We start from the raw sequence: 24,567 nt of genomic DNA on the forward strand, positions 1-24,567 counted from the left end.
ACATCGAGCCAGGCAGTCGGCCCGCGCGCGTCCCGACACCGCCGTCCAGGACCGCAGCGGGACGGCGCAGCGTCCGGAGGTCGTACGATCGGCGCATGACCTCCCAGCTGCGGATCTACACGATGAAGCCCGGCGCGATGGAGCCGTTCGTCGCCCTGTGGCGCGAGCACGTGGTCCCCGCGCGCGCGGTCTACGGCTTCGGCGTCACCGGCAGCTGGACGACCCCGGACGGCGCGGAGTTCGTCTGGGTCGTCGAGTTCGACGGCGACCTCGCCGCGTTCGAGGCCGCCGACAAGGCCTACTACGACAGCCCCGAGCGGGCCGCGCTGCCGACCAGCCCCGCCGAGTACATCGCGTCGATGGACCTGCGGATGCTGGCCCCGGTCGCCTGACGCCCGCGGCAGAGGGGTCTGCCATCCTGGGAGCGATGATGCGCAGCCGAACGCTGACCCTGCTCGTGACGAGCGCCCTGACCGTGTCGGTCACCGCGTGCGGCTCCTCGAGCGACGACGACGCCACTGCGACCGGCGCGCCCGGTGCGGCCGTCACCGGGTCCTCCGCCACGGCCGCGAGCACCACGGCGGAAGCCGCGACGACGACGACGGCCGCAGCCCCACGGGCGGCCTCCGGGACGCTCAAGCTCGCCAAGGTCGGGTCGTTCGACCAGCCGATCTACGTGACGGGCGCGCCCGGCGACACGCGCCGGTTGTTCGTCGTCGAGCAGACGGGGCGCATCCTGGTCGTCCGCGGCGGCAAGACGGTGGCCAGCCCGTTCCTGGACATCCGCAGCCGGGTGACGGCGGGCGGCGAGCAGGGGCTGCTGTCCGTCGCGTTCGCGCCCGACTACGCCAAGAGCGGTCGCTTCTACGTCTACTACACGGACAAGAGCCAGGAACAGCGGGTCGTCGAGTACCGGCGCGCGAGCGCGGACCGCGCCGACAGCGGGAGCGCCCGCCTCGTGCTGAAGATGGCCGACCCCGAGTCCAACCACAACGGCGGCCTGCTGAAGTTCGGCCCCGACAAGCTGCTCTACATCGGCACCGGTGACGGCGGCGGCGCCGGCGATCAGCACGGCAGCCGCGGCAACGCGCAGGATCTGACCTCACCGCTCGGGAAGCTGCTGCGCATCGATCCGAAGAAGTCCGGGTCGCGGGCCTACCGGATCCCGGCCGACAACCCGTTCGCTAAGCGTGGCGGAGGCGTGCGCAAGGAGATCTACAGCTACGGCCTGCGCAACCCGTGGCGCTACTCGTTCGACCGCTCCAGCGGCGCGCTCGTGATCGGCGACGTCGGTCAGAACGAGATCGAGGAGATCGACTACGTCGCGAAGGGCAAGGGCAACGGCGCGAACTTCGGCTGGCGGCCGTTCGAGGGCAAGGCGCGGTTCAAGGACGGCGAGTCGGCCCCGGGCGCGGTCCCGCCCGTCCTCGAGCTGCAGCACCGCGACGGGAACTGCTCGGTCACCGGCGGCTACGTCGTCCGGGACACCGCGTTGCCGACCTCGATCCGCGGCAAGTACGTCTACGGCGACTTCTGCAAGGGCGAGCTCCGCGCCGCGACGCTGTCCCCCACGGCGGCGACCGGCGACGCCAAGCTGCCGCTGCCCAAGGTCCAGAGCCTGTCCTCGTTCGGCGAGGACACGAAGGGCCGCGTCTACGTGGTCTCGCTCGGCGGGACGGTCTCGCGGATCACGACCGGCTGACGGGACCAGACGTCCGGCGGCTGCGGGCGCGGGCGCTCCACGGCGTCGGCGCCACCGGCGCCTCGACGCGCAGGACGTCCAGCGCGCGCTCGAGGTCCCGCCCCATCGAGGGCAGGTCCGGTAGCGCGTCGGCGTCCGCGTAGAGGCCGACGTGCAGACGCCCGAGGTAGGAGATCGCGCCGATCGAGAGCGCGTGCCCGGGCGCGACCGGGACCGCGGGGTGGACGCTGCGCAGCGGCCGGCCGAGCAGCGACAGCTCGATTTCCGGCCCGGGGACGTTCGAGACGATCGCGTTGAACGCGGCCTTGCCGTAGGCGAGCCGCGCCGCCGCCCCCGCCGCCTGGGCCGGCAGCAGGTCGGCCGCCTCCATGATCTGGGCGATACCGGGGCCGCTGCCGTCGCCGCTCGCCTCGGCCTTGGCCGCACGCGTGCGGTCGCGGACGGTGCGCAGGACGCTGACCGCGTCCGAGTCGGCGACCGGCAACTCCACCGCGATGAACGAGATCTGGTTGCCGAGCGCGGCGGGGTCGTCCTCGCGGGTGCTGACCGGGACCAGGACGCGGAGCTGGTCCGTCGCCTCGCCCGCGGTCTCGAGTGCCCGTCCGAACGCGAGCGAGCACGCCGTGAGCAGCACGTCGTTCAGCGTCGCGGAGTGCCGGCGGCCGGCGGCCTTCAGGCCGTCGAGCGGCGCCTGCGCGTAGGCGACGGCGCGGCGCGGGCCGACCGCCCGATCGAGCGACGTGGACGCGACGGGCGAGGTCAGGCGGTCGAGCCCGCCGGCGGCCTCGCGGAGCTCGTTCGGGAGCGCAGCCGCGCGGCGCGCCACCTCGCGCAGCGCCGTCGGGCTGGTGACGCTGGCGGCCGCGCCGCGGACGTTCGGCGTGGGCGCGTTCTCCCGCGCGAGGCGAACGGCGGTCTTCGCGCGGACGCCGAGCGCCGCCCGGGCGGCACGTGCCGGGGCGGGACGGGCGACGGGGCGCCAGTCCGCGTCCTCGCCGGTCGGGACGGCGGGCGGGTCCGGCGTGAACAGCAGCATCGCGACCTCGATGGCGGCGATGCCGTCCACCAGCGCGTGGTGCGCCTGGCCGACGATCGCGAAGCCGCCCGAGCCGGTCGGCGGGAAGCGGACCAGGTACAGCTGCCAGAGCGGGCGTCCCGGATCGAGGGGACGCGAGAGCAGCGTCCCGGCCAGCGTCCGCAGCTCGGCCGGGCCGCCCGGGGCGGCGAGGGTCAGCTCGTGCACGTGGTGCGCGATGTCGAAGCCGGGGTCGTCCACCCAGCGCGGATCGCCGAGGCCGAGCGCGGGGATCGTCACCCGCCGGCGGAACCGCGGGACGAACCCCAGGCGTGCGTCCAGGTGACGTCGCAGCGCGGCGAGCGACGGCGGGGCGCCGTCGAAGCGCATGGTCCAGCCCACGTGCAGCGGCGCGTCCGCCGAATCGAGGGCCAGGAAGCTGTAGTCCAGTGCGCTGAGGCGATCAGGCGAGGGTGGCGTCGGGCGGGGCAAGGCCCTCCATTGTGCCCCATCCGGAGGCGGCCCACGCACCACTATCGTCCCGCGCATGTCTCCGGTGGTCGACGTCGCGCACATCCGTGCCAGCAACCCCGGCCCGTTCACGCTGACGGGCACCAACACGTACGTCGTCGGGCGCGACGGCTGCTGGGTCATCGATCCGGGGCCGGACCTCGACGAGCACCTGGACGCGGTCGCCGCCGAGGTGCAGGCCCGCGGCGGCGCAGCCGGGATCCTGCTCACGCACGACCACGGGGACCACGCGGACGGCGTTCCGCAGCTGCTGCGCCTGCTCGACGGCGACGTCAAGGTCCACGCGGCGCGGTACCGGCGGGCCGACGTGAAGCTGCGCAACGGCGACATGGTCGGCAACTTCGCGGTCGCCGGGACGCCGGGGCACGCGCCCGACCACCTCGCCTTCGTCCTCTACGACACCGTCTTCACCGGGGACGCGGTCCTGGGGGAGGGGTCGGTCTTCGTCGCCCCGGACCCGGGCGCGCTGCGGGGCTACCTCGCGGGGCTCGAGCTGCTCAAGGCGCTGCAGCCGCGGCGGATCTGGCCGGGTCACGGGCCGGTCGTCGACGACCCGGTCGCCAAGCTCGACCAGTACATCGACCACCGCCTCGAGCGCGAGCGCAAGCTGTTGCTCGGGCTCGACGACGGCGCGCGGACGATCGACGCGCTGCTGGACGCCGCCTGGTCCGACGTCCCCGACGTCCTGCGCCCGGCGGCCGCGGTGACGCTGGCGTCGCACCTGGACAAGCTCGAGGAGGAGGGGCGGCTGCCGGACGGCGTCGAGCGTCCGCAGTGGCCGATCCCGGGGATGTCGACGCAGGTCTGACGCCCCGCCCGACCCTGGGCGGCGTGGCTCGGCCCGGTCGCTCGATGTGCCAGCACGTGCGCGGGTGGCGTGTGGCGGCACATCGACGGGACCGCTCAGGCGGGCGCCTCCGCCAGGCGCCGCTCGCCCAGGGCCAGCGCTGCTGCCAAAGGCGTCTGCTCCCGCGCGGCTGCCTCCGCGTAGATCGCGCGCAACGTGTCGCCGACGCGGCGCACGTCCGCGGTGGCCGCCGCCTTCGCGTACCCGCCGGGTCGCAGCTCGTGCGCGATGTTGATGATGCCGCCGGCGTTGGCGACGAAGTCCGGGGCCCACAGGATCGACCGTCCGCGCAGGAGCTCCGCCACGTCGTCCGCCGCCAGCTGGTTGTTCGCCGCGCCGGCGATGACCGGCGCCTGCACGACCCCGGCGGTGTCGTGATCGAGGATGCCGCCGAGCGCGCAGGGGCAGTAGACGTCGACGGGCGCGCCGAGCGCCTCCGCCGCCGTCACCCAGCGCGCGCCGAGCTTCGCGGCGTCGACCCTGCGCGCCGGGTCGATGTCGTTCGCCAGCAGCGTCGCCCCGCGGCGGGCGAGCAGCCGCGCGACGCGCAGCCCCACGTGCCCGAGGCCGACGACCGCCACCGAGCGGCCCTTCAGCGAGGCACTGCCGAAGACGGACTCGACCGAGGCGAGGACGGCGGCCTCCACGCCGATCGCGGTGAACGGGCTGGGGTCGCCCGAACCGCCGTGCCGTGCGGCGCGCCCGGCCACGTGCTCGGTGCGGCCGGCGATCGTGTCCATGTCCCGTGCCGACGTACCGACGTCCTCGGCGGCGATGTACGCCCCGTCGAGCGCGGCGACGGTGTCCGCGAAGTCCTCGAGCGCCGCACGGCGCACACGGGGAGTGAGGACGGTGTCGGGCCGCAGCATGATCACGCCCTTGCCGCCCCCGAGCGGAAGGCCGGCGACGGCTGACTTGTAGGTCATGGCCCGCGACAGGCGCAGCGCGTCGCGCATCGCCGAGCGCGCGTCGTCGTAGCGCCACATCCGGCAGCCGCCCAGCGACGGCCCGCGCGCGGTCGAGTGCACCGCCACCATGGTGAAGAGCCCGGATCGCGTGCCGCGCCGGATGAGCAGCTGCTCGTGTTCCAGCGCGGCGGCGTACGGGTCCATGGCGACGACCTTAGTCCCTCCCCGCGGCGCCTCTGGACGGGCGTCGTCGCGCGACGTCCACGCTCCGCCGAGCTCGCCCGGCGTGCGGGCGCTGCTTCGGCGGGCCTTACGGGGCGGCGGGCGCGGATGCGCCGCCGGACGTGGCGCCCGGCGGGCTCGTGGACGCCGCGCCGGCACCGGGCGCCGACCCGCCGCTGGTGCCGGTCGAGCCGCCGGCTCCGGCCGTGCTGCCGGAGGTGCCGCTGCCGGGCGCGGAGCTGCTTCCGGCCGCGGGTCCTGCTCCGCTCGGCGCCGCCGTGCCGGCCCCGCTGCCGCCGCCTGAGCTGCTGCCGCCGGCGGTGCTGCCGGACGTGCTGCTGCCGGCCGAGGTGCCGCCGGTGCCGGTGGCGGCGCCGGTGCCCGGTCCGGTCGTGCCGCTGCTGCCTGCCCCGGCGCTGCTGCCGCCGCCAGGCGCGCCGAGCAGGCCCGACAACACCCCGGCTGCGCCGCCGCCCGTGGTGCTGCCGGCCCCGGCGTCGTCCGCAGCAGGGTCCTCGAGCGGTGCGGAGGCGCCGCCGTCGGGGTCGACCGCAGTCTGCTCGGCCCGGTCCTGGTCGCTGAGCAGCAGGCCGGGGGCCATCGCCGTCAGCGGTGCCTCACCGGCACGCCGGTGCGCAGCAGCCGCTGCATCGGGGCGGACCGTGGTCGCGCCCCGCGTCGCCCGGTCGCGCCGCGCGGTGGCGGTCGTCCGGGCGAGGAAGGCCGACGAGGCCGACGCGGGCCGTGCCGTCGACGCCGCGGCGGGCTCGGCGCCGGAGCGACCGGAAGCCGGCTGCGCGTGCGCGGCGCCGGAGCCGCGCGGCTGCACCGCCCGCTCGCGCGCGACCTCGACGGCGCCGCCGCCGACGACGACGGCGCAGCACACCACGGCGGCGAGCTTGGAGGCCGCTGCCCCCGCAGCGACCGTGCCGGTGGCCGTCACACCGGCGGCGCCGACGCCCGCGCCCCCGGCGGCCGCGGCCCCACCCGCAGCGCCGGAGCCGCCGGCGCCGAGGCCGATGAGCTTCGCGAGGAATCCCCAGGGGCCGGCGGCCGGGCTCAGCGCACCGAGGTCATGCGTGACCGCGCGGAGCGTGGCCCGGTAACCGGCGCAGCCGTCGCACTCGCGGGCGTGGCGCCGGGCGCGGCCGCTCATCCGCACGCCGCGGTCGTGCGCGGCGGTGATGTCCTCGCGGATCTCCTGGCACGGCGTGTCGCGTGCCTGCTGGGACTCGACGAGCCCCATGCGAGCACGGACGAGCAGCGACTTGATGGCCGGGACGGTGACCTCCAGCGCCCCGGCGAGCTCCTGGTACGTCAGCCCCTCCATCTCGCGCATCAGCAGCGCCGAACGCTGCTGCTCGGGCAGTGCCCGCACGTCCACGACGAGGCGGCGGAGGTCCTCGCGGCGCTCCGCCGCGAGGATCGGATCGCCCGTCGTGGCGGGCAGCGGGCGGGTGGCCTCCGACAGCTCGACCATGGGCTGCGAGGCGGGCCGGCGGATGTGGTCGATGCAGCGGTTGTGCGCCACGCGGTAGAGCCAGGCCCGCAGCGTGATCGGCCGGTCGTCGGCGCGCAGCGCGGCGTACGCGCGCAGGAACACGTCCTGCATCGCGTCGTCGGCGTCGGTCGCCGAGCCGCCGAGCATCTGGCGCGCGTACGCGGACAGGCGCTGGCGGTAGCGGTCGTGGATGACGCGGAAGGCGTCCTCGTCGCCCCGCCGGAAGAGCGCCACGAGCTGCTCGTCGGTCCGGAGCCGGAGGAGCACGCCGCCCGGCCGGCGGGCGCCGAGTGCTGCCGGGGCTCTGAGCGCAGAAGCTTCCATGCCGGTTCGACGACTGTAACGACGGGTCCGGCAGGAAGTTCCGGTGTGCGTCAGATGATCCGTCCCGCCCGCCGACTGCCGTCGCCGCGCCCCGTCACTTCACCTCGCGTCGCACGAGGCGCGCAGCCCCGACGACGAGGGGGAGCGCGATCCAGATCGAGCACGAGACCGCCAGGTGGGTCCAGTCCGACCCGCTCGCCCGGAGCTCGCCGACCTCGGTCAGCGCCCGGTTGGGGTCGACCCAGTCCCACGCCCCGTCGAGGGAGCTGACGAGCTCACCCAGGACCGAGAACGCGGTCGGCAGCGCGAAGTACGCGACGATCGCCGCCGCCGGCGAGGCCAGCGCCAGGCCGAACGCCACGCCCCAGAGGACGGTGAGCAGCAGAGCGAGCGTCGCCTGGCCCAGTCCGGCGGCGCCGATGCCCCAGGGGTCGGGGGCGTCGCCGACTGCGGTCAGCAGCACCGACAGGACCACGGCGACGACCAACGTGCCGAGCGCGAGTCCGAGCGCGGCGAGGATCTTCGCCCGCGTCACGCGGCTGCGTTCGGGGACGAGGGCGAAGGTCGTGAGCGCCGTCCGCTGGGACCACTCGCCGGTCATGAGCAGGATGCCGACGACCGGCAGGACGACGAGGCCAGGGACGAGGGTGAGCCCCAGGAAGTCGTCGAGCTGGTGGTCGGCGGTGTCGCCGACGAACAGCAGGATCAGGCCGACGGCGGCGGTGGCGAACGCGGTCAGCCCCAGCAGCCAGCGGCTCGCGCGTGTGTCCGACGCCTTCCGCAGCTCGATCGCGGTGAGCCGCGCGACGGACGGCCGCGCGAAGGGACGCGGGCTGTACTCGCCTGCGTCCGGCGTCGTGGCGGGCTTGGTCATGGTGGTGCTCATGCGACAGTTGCCTCCCGGCGATCGTGCTGGTCGGTGGGTTCGGTGGGGGTGGCTGACCCGGTGGTCAGGGCGAGGAAGAGCTCCTCGAGGCCGGCGCCGTCCGCGGTGCGCAGCTCGACGAGCGCGACCCCGGCGGCAGCGGCTGCGCGGCCGACCGCGGCCGCGTCGGCGTCGACGAGGGCGCCGCCCCCGGACGCCGGCTGCGACGGCAGTCCGGCGACCGCGAGCGCCCGGCGCAGCGCGGTCGTCGACTCCGCGCGAACGAGCGTGCCGGTGCGCGCGAGCAGCTCCTCCTTGCTGCCGTCGGCGACGATCCGGCCGCCCGCGATCACCACGAGGCGATCGGCGACCGCCTCGATCTCGCGCAGCAGATGCGAGGACAGCAGGACCGTCCCGCCGCGGTCGGCGAAGTCCCGCAGCAGGCCGCGCATCCAGAAGATGCCCTCGGGGTCGAGGCCGTTCGCGGGCTCGTCGAGCATCAGGACGCGCGGGTCGCCGATCAGGGCCTGGGCGATCCCGAGGCGCTGGCGCATGCCGAGCGAGTAGTCGCCCACGCGGCGCCGCGCCTTCTTCGGGTCCAGGTCGACGAGCTTCAGCATCGCGTCCACCCGGCTGCGCTCGACGCCGAGCACGGCGGCGGTCAGTGCGAGCGCCTCGCGACCGGTGCGGCCCGCGTGCTGCGCCGACGCGTCCAGCAGGACGCCGATCTCCCGGCCGGGATTGGGCAGCCGGCCGTAGGCGACCCCGGCGACCGTGGCCCGGCCGGTGGTCGGCGGGGTCAGCCCGCAGATCATCCGCATGGTCGTCGACTTGCCGGCGCCGTTGGGCCCGAGGAAGCCGGTGACGGTCCCGGGGGCGCAGGCGAAGCTGACGTCCTCGACCGCCGTGTGGTCGCCGTAGCGTTTCGTCAGGTGCTGGGCAGTGATCATGCCGTCGACACTGACCCCCGGCGCCCGCGTCCACATCGGCCGAAGGTCGACGGACGATCGACTTCGGTCGGTGGTCGCCGGCGCCGGGCCGCCGTACGCTGCGAGGCGATGGCCGTCACACGCTCCCTGCTCCCGTCGTTGCTCCTGGCCGAGGGCCCGAACGACGGCGGGGCCGTGCCGCCGCGCACCCCGCGCGACTGGCTCGTCGACGCGGCGATGTTCCTCATCGCGATCGGCGGCGGGCTCATCGGTGTCGGCGAGCAGTTCCCCGGTGACTCGCCCGACGAGGGCATCCTCTTCCTGGACCTGACCGGGGGAGCCGTGCTGATCATCGCGCTGTGGTGGCGGCGACGGTGGCCGGTTCCGCTCGCGCTCGCCGCGGCGCCGATCGGCGCCTACTCGAACTTCGCCGGCGTCGCCGCGCTGCTGCTGCTGTTCACGGTCGCCGTCCACCGGCCGTGGCGCGTGGTCGCCCTGGTCGCCACGACCCACATCGCCGGCGCCTTCGTCTACGCGGTGCTCTACCCCGATGACGACCTGCCGTACGTGGCGCTCGTCATCTTCATCGCGCTGATGCTCACCGGGGCGACGGCGTGGGGGATGTTCATCCGTGCCCGGCGCGAACTGGTGGCGAGCCTCCGCGAACGGGCGCAGCGGGCCGAGGCCGACCAGCAGCTGCGGCTGCAGCAGGCCCGCGACGCCGAGCGCTCGAGGATCGCGCGGGAGATGCACGACGTCCTCGCGCACCGCATCTCGCTGCTCAGCATGCACGCGGGCGCCCTCGAGTTCCGTCCGGACGCTCCCCCGGCGGAGATCGCGCACGCGGCCGGGGTCATCCGCGCATCGGCGCACGAGGCGCTCGAGGACCTCCGCGAGGTGATCGGCGTCCTGCGCAGCGACGCCGGGTCGGGCTCCGACGGCGACGGGGACGGCGACGGCCGGGACGCACCGACCCGTCCGCAGCCGACGCTCGCCGACCTGCCCGCCCTGCTCGAGGAGTCGCGGGGCGCGGGGATGCGCGTCCGCGAGGAGGACACGATCGCTGCCGACGACCGGGCGACCCTGCCCGCGGCCACCGGGCGGACCGTCTACCGGATCCTCCAGGAGGGGCTGACCAACGCGCGCAAGCACGCGGACGGGGCGGGCGTGGTCGTCCGCCTCGCGGGCCGGCCGCAGGACGGGCTGACCGCCGAGGTTGTCAACCGCGCACCGGCCGGGGGCGGGGTGGCGGGAACGATCCCGGGCGCCGGCACGGGCCTGGCCGGGCTCGGCGAGCGCGCGGCGCTGGCGGGCGGCCGGCTGACGGCCGGTCCCACCGACGAGGGCGGCTTCGCGCTGCGGGCCTGGCTGCCGTGGCCGCCGCGCGGGCCGGACGGCGGTGGGACGCCGGTCGTGCAGACCGCCCCCGGTGCGGGGGTCCACGGGCCGGAGGCGACCGGTGGTTGAGCGCGCGGTCCGCGTCCTGCTGGTCGACGACGACGCGTTGGTGCGCGGGGCGCTGCGCATGATGCTCGAGGGCCAGGCCGACATCCGGGTCGTCGCCGAGGCGGCGGACGGCGCCGAGGTGCCCGAGGCGGTCGCCGTCAACAAGCCCGACGTCGTCCTGATGGACATCCGCATGCCCGGGGTCGACGGCCTCACCGCGACCGAGCGCCTCCGGGCGCAGGCCGACCCGCCCCAGGTGATCGTCCTGACGACGATGAACGCCGACGACCAGGTGCTACGGGCCCTGCGGGCGGGGGCGGGCGGGTTCCTGCTCAAGGACATGCCGCCGGCGCAGATCGTGGAGGCGATCCGCCAGGTGGCCGCTGGGGAGGCGATGCTGTCGCCCGCCATCACGCGGCAGCTGATCGCGCACGTGGCCGACCCCGAGGCCGACGACCGCCGCGCGCGGGCCCGCGCGAGCCTGGACGAGCTGACCGAGCGTGAGCTCGAGGTGGCGGTGGCGCTGGGCCGCGGCGACGCGAACGCCGACATCGCCGCCGAGCTCTTCATGTCCGTGGCGACGGTGAAGGCGCACGTCTCCCGGCTGCTGACCAAGCTCGGCGTCAACAACCGGGTGCAGGTCGCGCTCCTGGTGCACGACGCGGACCTCATCTGATCCTCGTGGCGGCGGTGGCGGCCCGCCCCGGCGCCCCGGAATAGAGTCGGCCACATGCGCTTCCTCGCCCGCGGGCTCGTCTCTCTCTGCGCGGCGGGCCTGCTCGCGCTCGGCGCCGGCGGCGGGACGGCGGCCGCCGCGGCGCCTGCTCGTGAGTGCGCCGGCATCGGCGCCGCCGGCGGCGTCTTCAAGACGGTCGGGCCGCCCGCGCTGTTCTGGCTCGAGAACGCAGGCTTCGACGGGCGCGGGGGGATGTGGATCTCCGAGCTGTTCCAGAACCGGCTCGTGCGCTTCGACGCGCGCGGCGAGCCCGGGGTCGGCATCCCCGTCCCGAGTCCGGGGGCATCGCTGCTCGGGCCGGACGGGCTGATGTACGTCCTCTACGGGAACTCACCCGTCAGCGGCCTGAGCCCGGGCGGGTCGGGCGTGCTGCGCTTCGACCCGGCCGCCGCGAGCCCGGTCGCCGAGACGTTCACCACCGGCCTGCAGATGGCGAACGGCGCGGCGTTCGACGCCGCCGGGAACCTGTACGTGGGGGAGACGACGAAGACCGGCCTGACGAAGATCCGCCGCGACGGCACCGTCGACGAGGCGTTCGCGGCTGCCACGCCGGTCACCGGCGCGGACGGGGTCGCGGTGATCGGCGACACGCTCTACGCGACGCTGCTGACCGACCTGCGGTCGTCGATCGTCCGCGTCCCGCTGAGCGATCCGTCGGCCTACACGATCCTCACGAGTCTGAGCCCGGGCGGTCTCCCCAAGCTGCTCGACGACGTCGCGGTCGGCCCCGACGGCGCGCTCTACGTCGCGGCCGGGACGGGGGAGGTCATCCGCGTCGACCCCGTCACGGGCGCAGCGTGCGTCGCCTACCAGGCGCCGTTCCCGATCGACAGCATCCGGTTCGCGGCGGGCTTCGCGCCGTACGAGGTCGCGCGCGACGCGTTCATCACCTCCGAGACCGGGGCCATCGTCCACGTCCGCTTCAGCTTCCCGCCGGGCACGGGCACCGGGCCCGCGGCGGCGCCCGCGGCCATGCGACTGACGGTCGCGCCGGGACGGGTGCGGCGCGGCCGGACGGTCACGCTGCGGCTGACGGTCCGCTCGCCGTCGGCGTCGTGCCGCGCGGGCGTGCGGGTCCGGGTCGGGTCGACGGTCGCCCGGACGGACGCACGCGGCCGGGCGACGCTGCGGGTCCGCTTCGGCGCCATCGGCCGGCGGACGCTGACCGCGACCCGCACCGGCTGCCGGAGGGCGCGCGCCACGGTCCGCGTCACGCGCTGAGAGCAGACGCCATGCCGCAGGTGACGCCCGGCGTCACCCACGGCATGCCGTCCGCCCGAGTCAGGCCTCGATGTTCGACATCACGTGCTTGATGCGCGTGTAGTCCTCGAAGCCGTACGCCGACAGGTCCTTGCCGTAGCCGGACTGCTTGAAGCCGCCGTGCGGCATCTCGGCCACCAGGGGGATGTGCGTGTTGATCCAGACGCAGCCGAAGTCCAGGTGCTTGGCCATGCGCATCGCGCGCCCGTGATCCTTCGTCCAGACCGACGACGCGAGCCCGTACTTCACGCCGTTGGCCCAGGCCAGCGCCTGCGCCTCGTCCGTGAACTGCTGCACGGTGATGACCGGGCCGAAGACCTCGTCCTGGATCAGCTCGTCGTCCTGCTTGAGCCCGTCGATGACGGTCGGCTCGAAGAAGTAGCCGGCGCCGTCCGCGGCGTTGCCACCCGTGGTGACGGTCGCGTGGGCCGGGGCACGCTCGACGAAGCCGGCGACGCGCTCGCGCTGGACCTGGCTGATCACCGGGCCCATGTAGGTGTTCTCGTCGAGCGGGTTACCGTAGACGGTCGCCTTGGCCTGCTCGGTCAGGGCCTCGACGAATGCGTCGTGGATCCCCGGGCCGGCGATGACGCGGGTCGCGGCGGTGCAGTCCTGCCCGGCGTTGAAGTAGCCGGTGCCGGCGATCATCTCGGCGGCGGCCTCCACGTCGGCGTCGTCGAACACGATGACCGGGGCCTTGCCGCCGAGCTCCAGGTGGACGCGCTTGAGCGATTCCGCCGCGGCCGCGGCGACCGCCTTGCCGGCCCGGACGCTGCCGGTGATGGACACCATGTCGACGCCTTCGTGGCGGACCAGCGCCTCACCCGTCGCCCCCTTGCCGAGCAGCACGTTGAACACGCCCTCGGGCAGGTGCTTCTGCATCAGCTCGGCCATCCACAGCGTCGACGCCGGCGTGTTCTCGGAGGGCTTGAGGATGATCGAGTTGCCCGCCGCGATCGCCGGCCCGAATTTCCAGATCGCCATCATGAACGGGTAGTTCCACGGCGTGATGCCCGCGGTGACGCCGATCGGCTCGCGCCGGATGGACGACGTGTGGCCCGCCATGTACTCGCCCGACGACAGCCCGGCCAGGTGCCGCGCCGCCCCGGCGAAGAAGCGGATCTGGTCGACGCCGGGCGGGACCTCCTCGCTCTTGACGAGCGCCAGCGGCTTGCCGGTGTTCTCCGTCTCGATGGCCGCGAGCTCGTCCCCGCGCTCCTCGATCTCGTCGGCGATCTTCAGCAGCGCGAGCGAGCGCTCGGCGGGGGTCGCCTGACCCCATTCGGCGAAGCCCGCCCGGGCCGACGCGACGGCCGCGTCGACGTCGGCCTGACCGGAGATGCCCATCTGCGCGATGGTCTCCCCGGTCGCCGCGTTGTGGACGTCGTGCGAACCGTCGCCGGTGGCGGCGACGCTCCTGCCGCCGATGAAGTTCTGGAGCATGGCCATCGCCCGACGCTACCAGCGGCCTGCTCGCCGTTTGGGACAAGGCGGCCCGGTCCGGCGAGCCTGGGCGGCGGCGAGGGTCGCGCGGCGGCGCAGCGGGTCCTTCAATACCCTCCCGCGCATGACGAACGTCGTGATCACCTCGGCCGCGCGCACCGCGATCGGGTCCTATGGCAAGTCCCTGAAGGACGTCCCGCCGACCGAGCTCGGGACGATCGCCGCGAAGGCCGCGCTCGAGCGCGCCGGCATCGAGGGGGACAAGGTCGAGCACGTCGTCTTCGGCAACGTCATCCACACCGACACGCGCGACCCCTACATGGCCCGCGTCGTCGGCATCCAGTCGGGGATCCCGCAGGAGGTCCCCGCGTTCACCGTCAACCGGCTCTGCGGGACGGGCGTGCAGGCGATCGTCTCCGCCACGCAGGCGATCCAGACCGGCGACGCGGCGGTCGCGCTGGCCGGCGGCGCGGAGTCCATGAGCCGCGGGCCGTACTGGATGCCCGACGCGCGCTGGGGCTCGAAGATGGGCCCGGCCCGGGTCGTCGACCCCGTGATGGGCTCGCTCACCGACCCCTTCAACACGATCCTCATGGGCGTCACCGCCGAGAACCTCGTCGAGAAGTTCGACATCTCCCGCGAGCGGCAGGACGCCTACGCCGCCGAGTCGCACCGCCGCGCGGCGGCCGCCCAGGCCGACGGCCTGTTCGACGACCAGATCGTCGGCGTCCCCGTCCGCGTCAAGCGCGACACCGTCGACTTCCTGCGCGACGAGCACATCCGCCCGGACTCGACCGCCGAGTCGATGGGCCGCCTGAAGCCCGTCTTCAAGAAGGACGGCGGCACCGTCACCGCCGGCAATGCGTCCGGCATGAACGACGCCGGTGCCGCGGTCGTCCTGATGGACGCAGACCGGGCGAAGGAGCTCGGCGCGCCGGTGCGGGCCCGCGTCCTGTCGTACGCCTCGTGCGGCGTGGACCCGAAGATCATGGGCATCGGCCCGGTCCCGGCGATCAAGAAGGCGCTCGACCGCGCGGGCCGCACGCTCGACGAGGTCGGCGTCATCGAGCTCAACGAGGCGTTCGCCGCGCAGGCGCTGGCCGTGCTGCAGGAGCTGGGCCTCGAGGACGAGGACCCCCGCGTCAACCCGAACGGCGGCGCGATCGCCCTCGGTCATCCGATCGGCGCCTCCGGCGCGATCATCACCGCCAAGACCCTCGATCAGATGGAGCGGGGCGACCACGAGCTCGGCCTCGTGACCCTCTGCATCGGTGGCGGCCAGGGCATTGCCCTGCTGCTCGGACTGGAGAACTAGACCATGGCCCTTTTCACCGAAGAGGCGGCCGTCTACGGCGCCTTCGGCAAGCTGTTCTCGGACATCATCGCCGACGAGAATTCCGTCGGCGTGTTGGTCCGGACCAACACGATCCTGCAGCTGCAGCTGCGCGACCCGCGGTCGACCGTGACCGTCGCCGTCCGCCAGGGCCAGGAGCCGCTGATCTACTTCGGGCAGACCTCGCGCCGGCCCGAGGTCTTCCTGCAGATGGACGCCGACACCGCGCACGGCTGGCTGCTCGGCGAGATCAACCCGACGGTCGCCTTCGGGGACAACCGCATCAAGGGCCGCGGGCCGTCCGGGCAGATCCTGGCCGTTCTGGCCTGGGCCAAGGTCCTCGTGCCGCGGTACAAGGCGATCCTCGAGGAGAACGGCGGGGAGCTGCCGCCGCCGCTGGCGCCGCCGGAGCCCGCGCCAACCCCTGAGCCCGCCGCCCCGGCTGCGGAGGACGCCCCGGCCGCCGAGGGGACTCCGGCTGCGGAGGACGCCCCGGCCGCCGAGGAGACTCCTGCAGCCGAGGAGACCCCGGCTGCGGAGGAGACCCCTGCAGGTGAGGAGGCCGCGGCTGCGGACGACGCACCCGCGCCCGACCCCGCGCCGGCTGAGGAGACCCCGGCCCCTGCGGCTGAGGAGACCCCCGCACCGGCAGCCGAGGAGACGCCGGCCCCTGCGGCTGAGGAGACCCTGGCCCCCGCGGCCGAGGAGACCCCCGCACCGGCAGCCGAGGAGCCCGCCCCCGAGGCCGACCCGGCCCCGGCCGAGGAGGTTGCCGCGCCCGACGAGCAGGTGCCCGCCGCGCCCGCCGAGGAGACTCCCACGCAGCCCGCCGAGCCCGCCGCCCCGGCCGACGAGCCCGCCCCCGCCGAGGCCACGCCGGCCCCGGACCCGGCCCCCGAGGACGAGGCGCCCGCCGGCGCCTGAGACTCATAGGGTGGGCGGATGAACCGTCCCACCTCTGCCGTCCTCATCGCGCTGGTCGCGGCAGCCGCAGTGCCGGCTGCCGCCCACGCGACGCTCGTCTACGACAAGAACGTCCCGACGGCGAAGCCCTCGGTGTACGTCGCCAAGGACGACGCGAGCTCACCGCGCCGCCTCGGCGCCGGCCGCTCGCCCGACCTGTCTCCCGACGGCCGCACCGTGGCCTGGGAGGGCGCGAACTTCAGCAAGCCGACGCTCGTCGTCGCGTCGACCACGGGGGCCGCCACCCCGCGGACCCTGCTGACCGATTACCGCTCGCAGGGCCTCGCGGTGGCCTGGTCCCCCGACTCGACAGCGATCGCGGCGATGGTCGGCCCCGAGATCAAGGCCCGCACGCTCGTGATCGCGAACGTCGCTACCGGCGCCCGGACGACCGTCGGCAAGGGCTTCTTCGGCAGCGCGAGCTTCTCCCCGGCCGGCGACCAGCTGGTCTACGCGAAGGGCGCGAAGGACGACTTCCGCTACGACCTGTACCGCTACGACCTCGCGACCGGGAAGACCACGAAGCTGACCACCGACCGCCGCGCCCAGAGCCCGCTCTGGGGCCCGAAGGGCATCGTCTTCACGCGCCTCGTCGACGCGAGCGTGCGCAAGTACGGTCCCAAGGGCGAGCTGTACACGATCAGCCCCGCGGGCAAGAGCCTCAAGCGCCTGACGAGCCAGCCGGTCGCGTCCCTCCTGTTCGGGCTCAGCGCGACCCAGTTCTCCGCGGACGGGACCCGGCTGCTCGGGCAGTTCACGGGTCAGGACACGAGCTACGCGCAGGTGGTCGACCCGGCCACCGGGAAAGTCCGCACCCTCGGCAAGGCCGAGGAGACGGGCTACGAGGGGTACGCCCTGAGCCGCAACGGCAGCACCGTCCTCGCCGCCACCGGCGGCTTCGACCCGTCGGGACCGCACGACATCGTCACCGTGCCCTACGCGGGCGGTCCCGCGAAGCTCCTCGTGAAGAACGCGTTCCGCGCCGACTGGGACCGCTGACCGACAGGCCGACCGACCGGCCGCGTGACGCGGGGCCGGTCGTCGTCAGGCGGGCGGCCCCGCGAGCGTGTTCCACTCGCGCTTGTGGACCTTCTTGAGCGCCTGGTACTCGGTCAGGGCCGCGGCGGAGTCCACGTCGCCGAGGGTCGGGTGCCACGGCACCAGTCCCTCGGCCGCCGTGACGCCGTAGCGCTTGGCCAGCACGGCGCCGATCGCCTTGATCTTCATGTCGCCGACCCCGGGCAGGGCGGTGAGGTTCGCGCGCAGCTCCGCCTCGTCGGCTGCGTCGTTCCAGACCCGCGCGGCGTCACCGTCGTACCGGTCGCGGATGTGCACCGCCAGCTCGTGCACCCGCTGGGCCATCGACCCGGGGAACCGGTGGATCGCCGGCTTCTCGCGGAAGACCGGCTCGAGGTCCGTCGCGGCGAGCGTCGCCGCGTCGAGGGTGCCGAGGCGCTCCTTCAGCGCCAGCGGGCCGACGAACGCCTTCTGGACGGTGACCTGCTGATCGAGGACGAAGCCGACGAGCAGCGCCATCGGATCGGCGGCGATCAGCGCGTTCGCCTCGTCGGACGCGGTGAAGTGCAGGCGTTCCGGCACCGGACGGCTCAGTCGTCGTAGCCCGGCTCGCCGGGGAGCACGACGCGGGCGGTCTCGCCGGTCATCACGACGCGGGGCTGGACGGGCTGCACCGTGCGCCCGGCCGCGTAGGCCAGCAGCTCGTCCGCGGTGGCGAACGGCGCCAGCTGCTCGAGGTGCTTGATGGTCGGGAACACGAGCAGGATCTGGCCGCCGGTATGCGCGTCAAGCGCGGCCTGGGGGCTGAACCAGCCGTGGTCGACGCACTCCTCGCCATCGATCACGACCTCCTGCCCGGCCGGCATCGACGCCAGGAAGAAGTGGGTGTCGAAGCGGATCTTGACCTCGGCCGGGGTGATCCACTGCGAGAACTTCACGAGCTCCGAACCAGCGGCGTCGGCGAGCGTCACGCCCGCCTCCTCGACGAGCTCGCGGACCGCGGCGCGGCGGTGGGCGGCGTCGCCCTCGCCCTCGTGCGCGTCGACCCCGCCGCCGGGGAAGACCCACACACCGGCCATGAACTTCGCCTTCTCGGTGCGCTTGACCAGCAGCACCTCGAGCGTCTCCGCACCACCGCGCAACAGGATCACCGAGGCCGCCTGTCGCGGCACGGCCTCCTTGTCCCCCGTGTTGAGGGTCTGCCCCGGCTCGGGAACGCTGCGGATCTCCGGCATGGATGCAGCCTAGTGGCCCTGGAGACGGCACGGCAGCGGCCCGCGTGGCACCCCGTCAACGGGTAGGGTTCGCAGCGATGAGCACCACCGAGACCGAGCGCTGGATCTGCGAGTCCTGCGGCTTCATCTACGAGCAGGAGGAAGGCGACCCGGACGGCGGGATCCCGCCCGGAACGCCGTTCGCGGACATTCCGGACAGCTGGTTCTGCCCGGTCTGCGGCGCCCGCAAGAAGGACTTCGTCCTCTACGAGGACTGACCCCGGACGGGCGTCGCCGACCGTGGCCAAGGACAAGCAGGACGCCAAGGACAAGCGGGCCCGGCAGGACGCGAAGGGCAAGCCGATCAAGGCGAAGCGAGCGCGGAAGCCGAAGGACGGACCGCCCGCAGCCGCCCCCGTCGCCGCCGCGAAGCCGGCCGGCAGGCCTGCGCCGCCCGCGGCGGAGCGGCCCGCTCCGGTCCAGCCGCCTCCGGTCGTCGCGCCACCCGCTCCGGCCGCGCCACCCACGCCGGCCGCACCACCCACGCCGGCCGCGCACGCGTCGCCACCGGCGATCCCGGCGGTGGACTCCGGCCGCGCGAGCTTCGGCCTCAGCCGCTTCGCCAACGCCCTCGGCGGTGCCCGGCTCTGCTACGGCGAACCGGTCCAGGTCGGGGACCGCGTCGTCATCCCGATCGCCCGCGTCCGCGGGGCCGGCGGCTACGGCTTCGGCCGCGGGGCGAACGCCACGGACATGGGCGAGGGCGATGGCGGCGGGGCCGGCGGTGCCCTGGAGGCAACGCCCGCGGGCTTCCTCGACATCACCGCGGACGGCGTGCGCTTCGAGGCGATCCCGGACCCCGTGACGACCGCCCGCGCCCTCAGCACCGGGGCGTCCGCGGCCGCGATGCTGGTCAGCGCGGTGATCGGCATCCGCCGGGCGTCGCGTCGCCGCCGCACCGCGGGCCTGCTGCCGCCGACCTCCTGACCGGCGTCCGCAGCGGACCTCGCCTGCTAGGGTAGTTGCGTAAGCAACTACAAGCCGCAGGAGGCCGCGCCATGGCGAACCACGCCGCGCCGTTCCCGAAGGAATCCGACAGCAAGGGCGCGTTCGTCCGCCAGGACAGCGTGTTCCGCGACCGCGTGACCGCGGACGGGTCGTCCGGCTATCCCGCTGTCGCCGGCCGCTACCACCTCTACGTGTCGCTGGCCTGTCCCTGGGCGCACCGCGCGGTCATCGTGCGCGCCCTCAAGGGGCTCGAGGACGCGATCGGCGTCACGGTCGTCGATCCGATCCGCGACGAGCTCGGCTGGCGCTTCCGCCCGGACGTCCCCGATCCGCTCCACGGCTGGACCTACCTCAGCGAGGGCTACGCCGCGTCCAACCCCGCCTTCGATGGCCGCGTGACGGTGCCGGTGCTGTGGGACAAGGAGACGGGCCGGATCGTCAACAACGAGTCGGCGGAGATCATCGAGATGCTCAGCGGCGAGTTCGATGCGGTCGCGACGAACCCGGACCTCGACCTCTACCCCGCGGACCAGCGCGAGGCGATCGACGCCCTCAACGCGCAGATCTACGACACGGTCAACAACGGCGTGTACAAGTCGGGCTTCGCGTCCACGCAGGAGTCCTACGAGGCGGCGGTGTACCCGCTGTTCGAGACCCTCGACGAGCTCGAGGATCGCCTCGGCAGCCGGCGGTACCTCTTCGGAGCGGCGCAGACGCTCGCCGACTGGCGGCTCTTCACCACGCTGGTGCGCTTCGACCCCGTCTACCACGGGCACTTCAAGTGCAACGTGCGCAAGCTCGGCGAGTACCCGAACCTCTTCGGCTACCTGCGCGACCTCTACCAGACGCCCGGGGTGGCGGACACGGTCGACATGGACCACATCAAGCGCCACTACTACGTCACGCACACGTCGATCAACCCGTCCCAGGTGGTCCCGGTCGGTCCCGACCTGGACCTCACGACGCCGCACGGGCGCGAGCAGCTGTAGAACGACGACGGCCGCCGGTGCGCGCTTGCGCACCGACGGCCGAGGACGGCGGTGTCGCACCCGTCCGGGCGCGGCACCTGAGTCAGATCTAGCTGACGATCAGCGGCTTGACGGCCTCGAGGACCTCGTCGACCGTGAGCGTCTTGTCGAACGCGTCCGGGGACGGGTTCTCCTTGTTGATCAGGCGGATCGCCGCCGCGTGACGGGCCTCGATCTGGACGATCGAGCCGGCCGCCGCGAGCAGGTCCTTGTTCTTGAGGGCCGGGCCTGCGCCGTTGTAGGCGTAGACGCCGGTGTCCTCGAGCGTCTGGGCGAGCTTCAGGAAGCTGGCCTCGTCGGTGACGCCGAAGTCGAACTCCGGCTTCGCGGCGACCGTGCCGCCGAGCGACTTGACGGCCTTGCGCAGCGCGTTGACGTGCTCCTGCTCCTCGTCGGCGAACTGCTTGGCGAGCTTCGCCACCTCGGAGCTGAGGCCCTTGTCAGCGGCCTCCTTGTAGAAGCGCGTCTCCAGGTACTCGAGCGTGAGCGCGAAGTTCAGGATCTCGACGTCGCCGTCGGCCTGCGCCATCGCGGTGGAGACGAACGGGCCGACCGCGGCAGCACCGGCGGTGGCGCCGATGGTCAGCGCGGACTTCAGGATGAAGCTCGAACGGGTCATGGCGCCGACCTGGATCAGGTCGAGCTCCGGCGCGAGCTTCTGCGTGTTCTTGGGCATGGTGTTGTTCCTCTTTCTCGCTCGGGCCTAGGCCACGATGAACGGCTTGACGGCCTTCAGGACTTCGGCCATCTCGGCCGGCTTGGCGAACGCGCCGTCCGGGGTGATCTTCTTCCCGACCAGCGTGTTGAGCGTCGCCGCGTGACGGGCCTCGACCGAGTGGATCGAGAGCGCGGCCGCGAGGACCTCGGCGTTCTTGATCTTCGGGGCCTGGGCCAGGTAGGCAGCGGCGCCGAGGTTCTCGACGACGGCGGCCAGTTCGGCGACGGCCGTCGCGTCGGTGAGGTCGAACTTCGTCATCGGAGCGGTGACGGGGGTGCCGCCGAGCTTCTCGATGGTCGCCGTCAGCGCGTCGACGTGGGCCTGCTCGGACTCGCCGAAGCCCTTCAGGAGCTCGGCCTGCTCGCCCTTGAAGAGGCCCGCGTCGAGGACCTTGTTGTAGAAGTCGGTCTCCAGGAACTCGAGCGTCAGCGCGTAGTTCAGGATGTCGAGGTCGCCCTTCATGTCGCTCGCGGACGACGGCGCGGCGGACGTGCTGGTCGAGTTCGACGCAGCCGGCGTGCTCGTGCTGCTGCTGTCGTCGTCATCGCTGCCACAGGCGCCAAGCAGGACGGCCATCGCGGCGACGCCGCCACCACCACCGACCATGCGAAGGAACTTCTTCCGGGACGTCGCGTCGTCGGCCAGTTCGGCGACAGCGGACTTCTGGGTACGTGATTCGGGCACGGCACACCTCCTCCGCTCGGCGATCGCCGGGCGGGTCTTCGTGGTTAGGACCCCTGCTCGCTCCCGCAGGCGGGGCGTTAACAAGGGCTAGCGGGCTGGGGGGCGGGACGGATCACCCTTTCGTAGCGGCAACGCGCCAGTTCGCGTGGGGCGGCACGAGTGCGACCAGTGACCGTCGGCCCCACTACTGTGCGGGCCGTGCCGCCGAGCGATGTCGCCCTGACCGCCTCCGGCCCGCTTCCTGCGGGCCCTGTTCCCGCCCCTGCCCGCCGGTCGCTCGTGTCGATCGAGGTCCTCGCGTTCGTCGTCGGGGCATCGACGCTCGGGTCGGAGATCGCCGCAGCGCGGCTGATGGCGCCGTGGTTCGGCGCGTCGACCATCGTCTGGGCCAACACGATCGCCACCGTCCTCGTGGCGCTCAGCATCGGCTACTTCATCGGTGGCCGCCTCGCCGATCGCGACCCGACGCCGGGGGGCCTGGCCCGCCTCGTGTTGGCCGCCGCGATCCTGCTCGCGATCGTCCCGTTCATCGCGAACCCCTTCCTGCGCATCAGCGTCGAGGCCCTTGACAGCGTGAGCGCCGGTGCGTTCGTCGGCTCGCTGATCGGCGTGCTGGTGCTGATCGCCGCCCCGGTCATGCTGCTCGGCGCGGTGGCGCCTTACGCGGTCCGCCTGAAGGTGACGACCGTCGAGGAGGCCGGGAAGGTCGCTGGGCGCCTGTCCGCGATCTCCACCCTCGGCTCGCTCGTCGGCGTGTTCCTCGCCGCGCTGCTGCTGGTGCCGGTCGTCGGCACGCGGCGCACGTTCCTGTGCTTCGCGGTCGCGCTGGCGGTCGTGTCCGCGCTGGCGCTGGGCCGCCGGGGCGCCATCGTCATCCCGCTGCTGCTCGCCGGATTGATCGCGATCCCCGTCGGGACCGTGAAGGCGACCGGCGGGGGGAAGGTCGTCTGGGAGAAGGAGACCGAGTACCAGTACGCCCGCGTCGTCGAGCGTCCGGACGGCGAGTTGCGGCTCGAGCTCAACGAGGGCCAGGCCGTCCACAGCGTCTACAAGCCCGGCGAGTACCTCACCGGCAACTACTGGGACGAGATGCTCGTCCTGCCGTTCGCCGCGAACCCCACCCGCGCGCCGCGGTCCGTGGCGATCCTGGGCAACGCGGCCGGGACGACGGCGCGGGCCTACGGCCACTACTTCCCGGCCACCGAGATCGACGGCGTCGAGATCGACGGGGACATCAACGACCTCGGCCGCGAGCTCTTCGGCCTCGAGGACCGGCCCGGCCTGCGGCTCCACACGGCCGACGCGCGGCCGTTCCTGCGCAGGGCCGACCGGCGCTGGGACACGATCATCGTGGACGCCTACCGTCAGCCGTACATCCCGTTCTACCTGTCGACCCAGGAGTTCTTCACGCTGGTCCGCAAGCGGCTGAACCCGGGTGGCCAGGTGATCGTGAACGTCGGGCACCCCGAGGGCTCCGACGAGCTCGAGAAGGTCCTGACGGCCACGATGGCCAAGGCGTTCCCGACGGTCCTGCGCGACCCGTCCCAGCGCGTCAACACGATGCTGGTGGGGACTGCGGCGCCGGCCTCGTCCACCGTGCTGGCGGCCGCCTCGGGCCCGCTGGGCGGGATCCCGGCGGAGCTGCGCCCCACGGCGCTCGCAGCCGCGCAGCGCCTGCGCCCCGGGCTGCGGGGCGGCCGCGTGTACACCGACGACGTGGCGCCGGTCGAGTGGCTGATCGACGCGTCGATCGTCGAGGTGGCCGCGGAGGGCGAGGGCGGCTGACGCAGCCGCCGGCGCCGGTCCGCGCCGTCAGACCGTCGCGAGGCGACCGACGTGGGCGACCATCTGCTCCACGTCGGACTTGTCGATCAGCGTGAAGCCCAGGTCGGCGGCCACCGCGGCCACGGACGGGTCGGCCCAGGCCGTGTAGAGGATGATCGGCGTCGTGACGCCGGCGCTGAGCATCCGCTCGGCCGTCTCGACACCGGTCATCCCCGGCATGCGGAAGTCCATCACGATCGCCGCGAACGGGGTGTCCGCGGCGGCCACGGCGTCCAGCGCCTCCGGCCCGGACGCCGCCTCGTCGACCTCGATGCCCGCCTCCTCCAGCGAGATCCGCTCGAAGAAGCGGACCGACGCCTCGTCGTCGACGATCAGGACACGGCCGGCCATCCAGGTCAACGGCCCTTGTACGGGTCGACGTAGATGTCGTCGACCGTCCACGTCCCGCTGCCGACCGGGGTCAGCCGGAAGGCGACCGGGGTGCTGTTCGGCGGCAGGAGGGGAAGCAGGTTCGCGACCACGGTCATCGGCAGCGTAGGCGTCCACGAGCTGCTCGGCAAGGCCACGCCGATCGGAAGCCGGTTCAGCCCGAGCACGCCCTGGAAGAGCACCTCGACCTTGAGCATCGACAGCAGGCCCGTGCCCTGCGACTTCGCGAAGAAGCGCATCGTCGGGTGGCCGAGGCCGACGCACAGCGCGCCCGTGGTGACGCTCGAGCCTGCCGGCAGCCGGACGCTCGTGGAGTCGGCCGCTCCGCCGACCTGCCAGGGCTCGTTGCCGTCGACCAGCGTGGCGCCGCCGGTGAGGTCCAGCGCGTCCGCCGACTCGGCGTCGCCGCCGGGCGCGGGCGTGTAGTGCGCGATGTCGGCGAACGGCAGGAACACCTGGCCGAGGGGCTGCTCAGCGCACGAGTCGGGGTCGACGGCGAGCAGGCTCGCGTGAGCCGCGCCGGGGGCGAACGCCAGGCCGATGACCGCGGCGACGGGGAGAGCGAGGAGACGGCGTGACTTGAACATGCGGCCCTTTCGGGGGTTCACGTGCTGAACCGGACAAAGAGCTCATCGGCGCGTTGCCCCGTTCTGCGGATC

The 24,567-nt window shown here is 73.7% G+C and carries 25 protein-coding genes; 13 read left to right on the forward strand and 12 right to left on the reverse strand.

What is annotated here, in order from left to right; all coding sequences use genetic code 11:
- Positions 1-95 precede the first annotated feature (95 nt).
- Positions 96-392 carry an NIPSNAP family protein gene (locus DSM112329_RS06905; RefSeq protein ID WP_354701070.1) on the forward strand — a complete coding sequence of 99 codons (297 nt, stop codon included), beginning with the start codon at positions 96-98 and terminating at the stop codon, positions 390-392.
- 35 nt (positions 393-427) lie between these two features.
- On the forward strand, positions 428-1,702 hold the full coding sequence (locus DSM112329_RS06910; protein WP_354701071.1) for a PQQ-dependent sugar dehydrogenase: 1,275 nt from the start codon (positions 428-430) through the stop codon (positions 1,700-1,702).
- Here DSM112329_RS06910 and DSM112329_RS06915 read toward each other — a convergent pair.
- Positions 1,689-3,209 (reverse strand): wax ester/triacylglycerol synthase family O-acyltransferase, encoded by a 1,521-nt coding sequence (locus tag DSM112329_RS06915; protein WP_354701072.1) that lies wholly within the window; start codon positions 3,207-3,209, stop codon positions 1,689-1,691. The genes DSM112329_RS06910 and DSM112329_RS06915 overlap by 14 nt on opposite strands.
- A gap of 55 nt (positions 3,210-3,264) precedes the next feature.
- On the opposite strand from DSM112329_RS06915, the gene DSM112329_RS06920 reads away from it, so the two are divergent.
- A complete protein-coding gene (locus DSM112329_RS06920) occupies positions 3,265-4,056 on the forward strand; it encodes an MBL fold metallo-hydrolase (RefSeq protein ID WP_354701073.1) in 792 nt (263 codons plus the stop codon).
- A gap of 95 nt (positions 4,057-4,151) precedes the next feature.
- On the opposite strand, the gene DSM112329_RS06925 is transcribed toward DSM112329_RS06920, so the two are convergent.
- The 4 genes from DSM112329_RS06925 to DSM112329_RS06940 form a co-directional block, all read right to left on the reverse strand.
- A complete protein-coding gene (locus tag DSM112329_RS06925; protein ID WP_354701074.1) occupies positions 4,152-5,207 on the reverse strand; it encodes a Glu/Leu/Phe/Val dehydrogenase dimerization domain-containing protein in 1,056 nt (351 codons plus the stop codon).
- Between the two features lie 106 nt (positions 5,208-5,313).
- On the reverse strand, positions 5,314-7,050 hold the full coding sequence (locus tag DSM112329_RS06930; protein ID WP_354701075.1) for a sigma-70 family RNA polymerase sigma factor: 1,737 nt from the start codon (positions 7,048-7,050) through the stop codon (positions 5,314-5,316).
- 94 nt (positions 7,051-7,144) lie between these two features.
- Positions 7,145-7,936, reverse strand: coding sequence for an ABC transporter permease (locus DSM112329_RS06935; RefSeq protein ID WP_354701076.1), 792 nt, complete (start codon positions 7,934-7,936; stop codon positions 7,145-7,147).
- Entirely contained in the window at positions 7,933-8,865 is a 933-nt protein-coding gene (locus DSM112329_RS06940) for an ATP-binding cassette domain-containing protein (RefSeq protein ID WP_354701077.1), read from the reverse strand. Before DSM112329_RS06940 ends, DSM112329_RS06935 begins: the two co-directional genes overlap by 4 nt.
- Positions 8,866-8,973: 108 nt before the next feature.
- Between DSM112329_RS06940 and DSM112329_RS06945 the strand changes: the two genes are divergently transcribed.
- Genes DSM112329_RS06945 through DSM112329_RS06955 form a run of 3 tightly spaced genes read left to right on the forward strand, consistent with a single transcriptional unit; the run spans position 8,974 to position 12,247 of the window.
- Positions 8,974-10,311, forward strand: coding sequence for a histidine kinase (locus DSM112329_RS06945; RefSeq protein ID WP_354701078.1), 1,338 nt, complete (start codon positions 8,974-8,976; stop codon positions 10,309-10,311).
- Positions 10,304-10,966: a response regulator transcription factor gene (locus tag DSM112329_RS06950; RefSeq protein WP_354701079.1), complete on the forward strand. Its 663-nt coding sequence runs from the start codon at positions 10,304-10,306 to the stop codon at positions 10,964-10,966. The genes DSM112329_RS06945 and DSM112329_RS06950 overlap by 8 nt, the downstream gene beginning before the upstream one ends.
- 54 nt (positions 10,967-11,020) lie before the next feature.
- Positions 11,021-12,247 (forward strand): hypothetical protein, encoded by a 1,227-nt coding sequence (locus DSM112329_RS06955; RefSeq protein ID WP_354701080.1) that lies wholly within the window; start codon positions 11,021-11,023, stop codon positions 12,245-12,247.
- A gap of 60 nt (positions 12,248-12,307) precedes the next feature.
- Here the strand turns inward: DSM112329_RS06955 and DSM112329_RS06960 are convergent, their stop codons facing one another.
- Positions 12,308-13,735, reverse strand: coding sequence for a gamma-aminobutyraldehyde dehydrogenase (locus DSM112329_RS06960; RefSeq protein ID WP_354701081.1), 1,428 nt, complete (start codon positions 13,733-13,735; stop codon positions 12,308-12,310).
- A gap of 118 nt (positions 13,736-13,853) precedes the next feature.
- Here DSM112329_RS06960 and bktB point away from each other — a divergent pair, with 118 nt between their 5' ends.
- Genes bktB through DSM112329_RS06975 form a run of 3 tightly spaced genes read left to right on the forward strand, consistent with a single transcriptional unit; the run spans position 13,854 to position 17,024 of the window.
- The gene (gene bktB, locus DSM112329_RS06965; protein ID WP_354701082.1) at positions 13,854-15,044 is read left to right on the forward strand and encodes a beta-ketothiolase BktB; all 1,191 of its coding nucleotides are present in this window, start codon (positions 13,854-13,856) and stop codon (positions 15,042-15,044) included.
- Positions 15,045-15,047: 3 nt separating this feature from the next.
- Entirely contained in the window at positions 15,048-15,986 is a 939-nt protein-coding gene (locus tag DSM112329_RS06970) for a hypothetical protein (RefSeq protein WP_354701083.1), read from the forward strand.
- A gap of 18 nt (positions 15,987-16,004) precedes the next feature.
- Complete coding sequence (locus tag DSM112329_RS06975; RefSeq protein ID WP_354701084.1) at positions 16,005-17,024, forward strand: hypothetical protein; 1,020 nt, start codon at positions 16,005-16,007, stop codon at positions 17,022-17,024.
- A gap of 45 nt (positions 17,025-17,069) precedes the next feature.
- Here DSM112329_RS06975 and DSM112329_RS06980 read toward each other — a convergent pair whose 3' ends face one another.
- Positions 17,070-17,624, reverse strand: coding sequence for an HhH-GPD-type base excision DNA repair protein (locus DSM112329_RS06980; protein WP_354701085.1), 555 nt, complete (start codon positions 17,622-17,624; stop codon positions 17,070-17,072).
- Positions 17,625-17,632: 8 nt separating this feature from the next.
- Positions 17,633-18,277: an NUDIX hydrolase gene (locus tag DSM112329_RS06985; protein WP_354701086.1), complete on the reverse strand. Its 645-nt coding sequence runs from the start codon at positions 18,275-18,277 to the stop codon at positions 17,633-17,635.
- A gap of 77 nt (positions 18,278-18,354) precedes the next feature.
- Here DSM112329_RS06985 and DSM112329_RS06990 point away from each other — a divergent pair, with 77 nt between their 5' ends.
- The 3 genes from DSM112329_RS06990 to DSM112329_RS07000 all read left to right on the forward strand — a co-directional run bounded on the left by DSM112329_RS06990 (position 18,355) and on the right by DSM112329_RS07000 (position 20,253).
- Positions 18,355-18,534: a rubredoxin gene (locus DSM112329_RS06990; protein WP_354701087.1), complete on the forward strand. Its 180-nt coding sequence runs from the start codon at positions 18,355-18,357 to the stop codon at positions 18,532-18,534.
- A gap of 22 nt (positions 18,535-18,556) precedes the next feature.
- Positions 18,557-19,243 carry a spore germination protein GerW family protein gene (locus DSM112329_RS06995; RefSeq protein WP_354701088.1) on the forward strand — a complete coding sequence of 229 codons (687 nt, stop codon included), beginning with the start codon at positions 18,557-18,559 and terminating at the stop codon, positions 19,241-19,243.
- A gap of 71 nt (positions 19,244-19,314) precedes the next feature.
- The gene (locus DSM112329_RS07000) at positions 19,315-20,253 is read left to right on the forward strand and encodes a glutathione S-transferase family protein (RefSeq protein WP_354701089.1); all 939 of its coding nucleotides are present in this window, start codon (positions 19,315-19,317) and stop codon (positions 20,251-20,253) included.
- An 88-nt stretch (positions 20,254-20,341) separates the two neighbouring features.
- On the opposite strand, the gene DSM112329_RS07005 is transcribed toward DSM112329_RS07000, so the two are convergent.
- A complete protein-coding gene (locus DSM112329_RS07005; RefSeq protein WP_354701090.1) occupies positions 20,342-20,968 on the reverse strand; it encodes a ferritin-like domain-containing protein in 627 nt (208 codons plus the stop codon).
- A 27-nt stretch (positions 20,969-20,995) separates the two neighbouring features.
- Positions 20,996-21,694, reverse strand: a complete 699-nt coding sequence (locus tag DSM112329_RS07010) for a ferritin-like domain-containing protein (protein ID WP_354701091.1) — start codon at positions 21,692-21,694, stop codon at positions 20,996-20,998.
- A 198-nt stretch (positions 21,695-21,892) separates the two neighbouring features.
- Here DSM112329_RS07010 and DSM112329_RS07015 point away from each other — a divergent pair, with 198 nt between their 5' ends.
- Positions 21,893-23,479 (forward strand): fused MFS/spermidine synthase, encoded by a 1,587-nt coding sequence (locus DSM112329_RS07015; RefSeq protein ID WP_354701092.1) that lies wholly within the window; start codon positions 21,893-21,895, stop codon positions 23,477-23,479.
- Positions 23,480-23,506: 27 nt separating this feature from the next.
- Here the strand turns inward: DSM112329_RS07015 and DSM112329_RS07020 are convergent, their stop codons facing one another.
- Positions 23,507-23,869 carry a response regulator gene (locus DSM112329_RS07020; protein ID WP_354701093.1) on the reverse strand — a complete coding sequence of 121 codons (363 nt, stop codon included), beginning with the start codon at positions 23,867-23,869 and terminating at the stop codon, positions 23,507-23,509.
- 5 nt (positions 23,870-23,874) lie between these two features.
- Complete coding sequence (locus tag DSM112329_RS07025; RefSeq protein WP_354701094.1) at positions 23,875-24,495, reverse strand: hypothetical protein; 621 nt, start codon at positions 24,493-24,495, stop codon at positions 23,875-23,877.
- Positions 24,496-24,567: the final 72 nt, after the last annotated feature.

The sequence above is a fragment of the Paraconexibacter sp. AEG42_29 genome (assembly GCF_040581415.1).
Taxonomy (GTDB): Bacteria; Actinomycetota; Thermoleophilia; order Solirubrobacterales; family Solirubrobacteraceae; genus Paraconexibacter.